Origin of the sequence: Kitasatospora putterlickiae (genome assembly GCF_039527695.1) — a bacterium.
Classification (GTDB): Bacteria; Actinomycetota; Actinomycetes; order Streptomycetales; family Streptomycetaceae; genus Kitasatospora; species Kitasatospora putterlickiae.
This window is the reverse complement of sequence record NZ_BAAAKJ010000007.1, coordinates 40,702-44,464: the sequence shown is the minus strand read 5'-3', so window position 1 is coordinate 44,464 and position 3,763 is coordinate 40,702. Positions and strand designations below refer to the sequence as shown.

Sequence of the window (3,763 nt, the reverse complement as noted above, 5' to 3'; positions counted from 1 at the left end):
GGCCGGCCTCGGCGCCGTCGCGGCTCCCGATCGGCTCCGTGTCCGCCGGGTGCGTCTGGAGTGTCTGGTGTGCTGGGTATGACTGGTGCGCCGGGTGGGACTGGTCCGGCGGGTGCACGGGGTCCGCCAGGGGGCCCGCAACCGCCGCCGACGCCGCCAGGGCGGCCGTGACCGCCCCCTGGACCTTCGCCGCCAGGGCCTCCTCCCCGCCGAAGTAGCGGGCCGGCCCCTTCACCGGGATCGCGCACAGCCCCGGGCGCAGCACCTCCACCCGGGGGGTGAACGCCTCCACCGCCGCGACCACCGGCTCGAACCGCCGGGCCTCCGCCTCCGGGTCGCGGTCGCGCAGCTCCAGCGCCGGGCAGAGCCGCTGGGCAAGCTTGAGCCGCTGCCCCTGCCGCACCCCGGCGGCCCGGGCCGCCGCCGAGCAGGCCAGCACCCGGCCGCCCTCGACCACCGCCACCGGCACGTCCCGGTCCCCAGCCTCCTCCCGTGCGCGCTCGACGGCCACCACCGGCCAGTCCGGACACCACACCACCAGCACCCGGGGGGTGACCGCGTCACCCGCCCCGGTGGACCCGGCCACCTCTTCGCCGGTCATCTCACACCACCGCCATACGGTCGAGGCCCACCCCGGCCCCCGACACCGCGTCCTCCCCCACCACGTCCACATCCACCGTCCCGGCGCCGACCGTCTCCTCCACGGTCCGCACCGCGCCGTGCGCGTCCGGCAGCCAGAGCCGGGCCGTCCGCCCGAGCCCCGCCGAGCCGCGCCCCTCGGCCACCACCTCCACCTGCCGCCCGGCGAGCCGCCCGTGCCCGTCCCCCAGCCCGAACCAGCGCCCGGAGCGCACGCCCAGCCGCAGCCCGGCCCCCGGCCACGGCCCGGCCACCAGCAGCACACAGCCGCTGCGCCGCAGCACGGCGGTCAGCCGGGCGGCCAGGTTCGGCGGCACCGGGCCGTCCGGGCGCACCATGATCAGTTCGACGGCGCCGGCCAGCACGGACACCACCTCGGCCCAGTGCGGTCCGGGGTCGTCGGCCACCAGCAGCCGCCGCAGGTCCAGGCCGTACCCGGCGGCCGCGGCCAGCCCGAGGTCCGGCAGCCCGACCGCCGCGGCCCAGCCGCCGTCGGTCTCCCGCACCCCGGCGGCCAACGCCAGCAGCAGCCCCGCGTCCCCGCCCGCCACCGACACCGCCGCGCCCCGCCGCAGCCCGCCCTCCGGCAGCAGCCCCCGCAGTGCGGGCACCACCGGCAGCAGCCCCCGCCCGGGGGCAGCACTCGACGCCACCGGTCGGAGCACGGGCTTCCGGTCGACGGTGGATTCGAAAACAGATTCGAAAACGGGCACACCCCCAGGATCGAACATTCGTTCGTAAAGATTCAAGTCCGAATCGCCCACCCCACCCGTCACCCTCCGCACTCGCCGAGCCCGGCGGACGGCGAGGGGAGGGGGCGAGGGGGCCCCGCGGTGGGCGACGGGGGAGAACCGGGTGCGCTGCGGGGCGGCCACCCTGGGGGCCTCGGCTCGGCGAGGCCGGCGCGGCTGCGGCCGTGCGTTGACAGCCCGGCCCGGCCCCGAGGTCTTTCGGCGCCCACGCCAAGTCGGTGTCTCTTTCCACCCGGCAAGATCTGCCGGGGGCGACCGTGGGCCGACCGGGGCCCCGGCGGCGGCGAGGACGAAACGAGGTCGAGGAGAATCACGCGTGGCACCACGCTCGGTGACCGCTACCGGCTGGACGAGTGGCTCGGCGGCGGTTCGATGGGCGATGTCCGGCCCGCCCGGGACCAGGTGCTCGACCGCACGCGTGGCCGTCAAGGTCCTGAAGGCCGCGCTGCTGGAGGAACCGGGCTTCGCCGACCGGTTCCACGACGAGGCCCGGGTGATGGCCCGGCTGCGGCACCCCGGCATCGTCGGCGGGTACGACTTCGGCCCCGGCCGCGCCGCCGGAACCCGCCGCCCGCCCGGTCGCCCACCTGGCCGTGGAGCTGATCGACGGCGAGCCGCTGAGCGCCGCAACGGAACGTCAGGGACCGCTGACCGTGCCGGAAAAGCCGGTGTACGACGGGAGCGGCGGCGGCAGACTGGCCGCCATGACCGACATGACCGAAGAGACGCCGGCTGCGTTCAAGAAGGATCTGCTCGTCTATCTGCAGGACGCCCGGGACGCGCTGCTGTGGAAGCTCGAAGGGCTGTCCGAGTACGACATCCGCCGGCCGCTGACGCCGACCGGGACCAATCTGCTGGGGCTGGTGAAGCACGCGACGGCGGCGGAGGCGCTGTACTTCGGGGAGACCTTCGGGCGGCCGTTCGACGCGCCCCGGCCGTGGATCACCGGGGACGCCGAGCCGAACTCCGACTTCTGGGCGACCCCGGAGGAGAGCCGCGAGCAGATCGTCGACCTGTACCGCGCGGCCTGCGCGCACGCCGACGCGACGATAGCCGCGCTGCCGCTGGACGCGGTCGGCCGGCTGCCGTGGGGCCGGCGCGGCGAGGTGACGCTGCACCACGGGCTCGTCCACATGACCGCCGAGACCCAGCGGCACGCCGGGCACGCCGACATCGTCCGCGAACTCGTCGACGGCGCGACCGGCCAGCGGCGGGACGGGGAGAACACGGCTCCCGGCGACGCGCACTGGTGGGCCGCCCACCGGGACCGCGTCGAACAGGCCGCCCGGCAGGCGGCCGAGGGCCGGGCGCGCACGCGGGCACAGGCGCAGGCACAGACGCGGGCACAGGTCCAGGACTCGGCTCAGGCATAGCGGGCGGCGACGGCGGTGGCGGCGTCCGCGACGGCCTCGCGCAGCCCGGGCGGGCCGAGCACCACGGCCTCCGGGCCCAGCCGCAGCAGATCGCCGACGGCCACCGCCGTGCTCTCGACGGCGAGGTCCACCTCCACCCACCCCTCGGCGTCGGGCGGCCCCGCCGTGTCCAGCGCCCGGGTGCCGGCGGCGCCGAACCGCATCGGGAGCAGCCGACGGGCCTGCGGGGAGATCCGCAGGCGGGCGGTCTGCTGGTGGAGGGCGTCGGTCAGCCGGCGGGCGGTCTCCGCCCAGTGGGCGGCCAGGTCGAAGCCGGCGGGACGTTCGAAGGTCTCGTCGGCGACCTCGACGGCGAGCAGCCGGGAGACCCGGTAGGTGCGGACGGCCGCCTCGGCGGTGTCGGCGCCCGCCGCGCCGGCGACCAGGTACCAGATGCCGCCCTTGAGGACGAGGCCCAGCGGGTGCAGTTCCCGGTGCACCTCGCCGCGCCAGCGGCGGTAGTGGACGCGCAGCGCCCGCTGCTCCCAGACCGCCCGGGCGACCGGGGCGAGGTGGGCGACCGGGTCGGCGTCGCGGAACCAGGCGGGGGCGTCGAGGTGGAAGCGGTCCTCGACGCGGCGGGTGCGGTCGGCGAGTTCGGCGGGCAGCGCCGCCTGGAGCTTGAGCCGGGCGGTGGTCAGCACGGCGCCGAGGCCGAGGTCGTGGGCCGGTCCGGGGGCGCCGGTGAGGAAGAGCGCGTCGGCCTCGGCGTCGGTGAGCCCGGTGAGCCGGGTGCGGTAGCCGTCCATCAGCCGGTAGCCGCCCTCGGGCCCCCGGTCGGCGGTGACCGGGACGCCGGACGCGGCCAGCGCCTCGACGTCCCGGTAGACGGTGCGGACCGACACCTCCAGCTCGGCGGCGAGTTCGCCGGCGGTCATCCGGCCGCGGTTCTGGAGCAGGAGCAGCAGGGCGAGGAGCCGGTCGGCGCGCATGGGCCCATTCTGGCGCCCGTACCTGACA

General features: G+C 76.9%; 4 protein-coding genes. 1 reads left to right on the top strand and 3 read right to left on the bottom strand.

The annotated features are described in order from the left end of the window. On the bottom strand, nucleotides 1-601 hold a 601-nt coding region (locus tag ABD308_RS00845), incomplete at its 3' end, for a Y-family DNA polymerase (protein WP_486327001.1). A 1-nt stretch (nucleotide 602) separates the two neighbouring features. Next, nucleotides 603-1,292, bottom strand: a complete 690-nt coding sequence (locus tag ABD308_RS00840; RefSeq protein WP_344323169.1) for a hypothetical protein — start codon at nucleotides 1,290-1,292, stop codon at nucleotides 603-605. A gap of 812 nt (nucleotides 1,293-2,104) precedes the next feature. Here ABD308_RS00840 and ABD308_RS00835 point away from each other — a divergent pair. After that, nucleotides 2,105-2,764: a DinB family protein gene (locus tag ABD308_RS00835; protein ID WP_344323203.1), complete on the top strand. Its 660-nt coding sequence runs from the start codon at nucleotides 2,105-2,107 to the stop codon at nucleotides 2,762-2,764. Here the strand turns inward: ABD308_RS00835 and ABD308_RS00830 are convergent. Then, nucleotides 2,755-3,735 (bottom strand): helix-turn-helix transcriptional regulator, encoded by a 981-nt coding sequence (locus ABD308_RS00830; protein WP_344323157.1) that lies wholly within the window; start codon nucleotides 3,733-3,735, stop codon nucleotides 2,755-2,757. The two genes, ABD308_RS00835 and ABD308_RS00830, sit on opposite strands and share 10 nt — an antisense overlap. Between the last annotated feature and the right edge of the window lie 28 nt (nucleotides 3,736-3,763).